The 1,777-nt window shown below is 38.7% G+C and carries 1 protein-coding gene; it reads left to right on the top strand.

The genetic code is table 11. The annotated features are described in order from the left end of the window. Window positions 1–78: 78 nt before the first annotated feature. Window positions 79–1,777 (top strand): IS1634 family transposase (locus HT729_RS10775; protein WP_172932010.1); only part of this gene is annotated, 1,699 nt, incomplete at its 3' end.

Raw genomic sequence — 1,777 nt, 5'->3', positions numbered from 1 at the left:
CCCTTGGTACATCTGGATTTTCCGACTATTTTTCAACTTTTTGTTTGTTGTATATAGTTATGTATGCTATAATAGAGTATGGCATTTATTAAAACAACAACCAACAAAGAAGGACGTACTCATGTCTATCTTGTGGAGGGATATCGAAAAGATGGAAAAGTCAGACAGCGTATTTTGAAAAAATATGGTCTCTTAGATGAACTAGAGGTAGAGGAACCTGATATCTTAGAACGTTTGAAACGTGAGGCAAAGGAAGGTCTACTAACAGAACCTCAATTCTTTCAAGTAAGCTATGACCTACTGGCTCCTATGAATGAGGTGGATCAGTCCTATGGTTGGATGGTCTTGGATAACCTGTTTGAAGAGTTAAAACTAACCGAGTTTCTAAAGACAGTGAAATCGAAATCAGAGTACGATTTGGCTCAAATTTTAAAACTATTAGTTTTTCAGAGAGTCCTCAATCCAGATAGTAAGTTATCTACTTATGCTTCTCAAGTAAACTTATTTGGTCATTGGGAAATAAGCCTCAACGCTATTTATCGTTCGTTAGATAAGTTGGATACCTTGAAAGAAAAACTTCTGCTTCATCTTCATAAAGAAGTGAGTCGCATGACCAAGCGTGAAGCACGTTTAGTTTTCTACGATGTAACGAACTACTACTTTGAAACAGATATCCCCGATGAGACGGTTGTTTCAGTTGATGGTGAAATTCTAAAAGAAGGACTAAGAAGGCGAGGTCCTAGTAAGGAACATCGTCCCAAACCCATTGTCCAATTAGGATTATTTATGGATACGAATGGAATTCCCATCAGTTATAAGTTATTTAGAGGAAATCAAACAGATCCTATTACCTATCTTCCAGCTGTTGAGGAAGTTAAAAAACAGTTTGGAATTGAGCGTATTGTGGTGGTGGCCGATAAGGCTATGAATAGCTCTTACAATATTTCTGAGATGATTCATCAAAAAGATGGATGGCTCTTCTCCCAGAAGCATCGTGGACGGCGTGGCGCCTCAAAGGAGCTACAAACACAAATTCTAAATCCAAACGATTGGCAATTTAATAAGGAGTTGACCTTCGCAAAGAAGTCCTATCTACGTGAACGCAAGCTGGGAACGAAGAAGGATTCTCCACTTGTCAAAGAGAAAGTTCTGATTACTTGGTCTAAGAAATACGCTGATCGAGAACGGATTCGTCGGGAAGGTGCTTTAGAATATGCCAGCCAACTAACCAATGCGGAACTCTTTCGACAGACCAGTAAAAAAGGAGGCAAGAAATATCTAGACCTCCACTATCTGGATGAAAAAACAGGGGAACTAAAGCCTTTTTCCCCACTTGTTACCATTGACCATGAGCAGGTTGATTTTGATGCTCAGTTTGATGGTGTGAATGTTCTTGTAACAAGTGAAGTTGGAATGACAGATGAAGAGATGTTGGAGGCTTATAAAGAGTTAGCTAAGATTGAGGATTGCTTCCGCATCACGAAGACAGAGCTTGAAAGTAGACCTGTTTATGTATGGACAGAAAATCATATACAGGCACATTTTTTGACTTGTTTTATCGCTTTAATTCATCTTCGACTCCTCCAACATCAAATTAATTGGAAGATGAGTCCAAGGAGAATCGCTAATGCTCTCAACAGTGCCAAAGCAACTAGGTTACAAGATAATTACTATAGACTACAAGAAAGTCCAGATATGCAGCTACTAAATAGATTATTAGGCATGGAATGGAACAAAGGGTTCGTGAAGTTTGAAGAACTCAAAAATTACGCCAAAG

The organism is Streptococcus sp. 79, from assembly GCF_013277425.1.
Taxonomy (GTDB): Bacteria; Bacillota; Bacilli; order Lactobacillales; family Streptococcaceae; genus Streptococcus; species Streptococcus pseudopneumoniae.
This window is presented reverse-complemented; position numbering and strand designations above follow the sequence as displayed.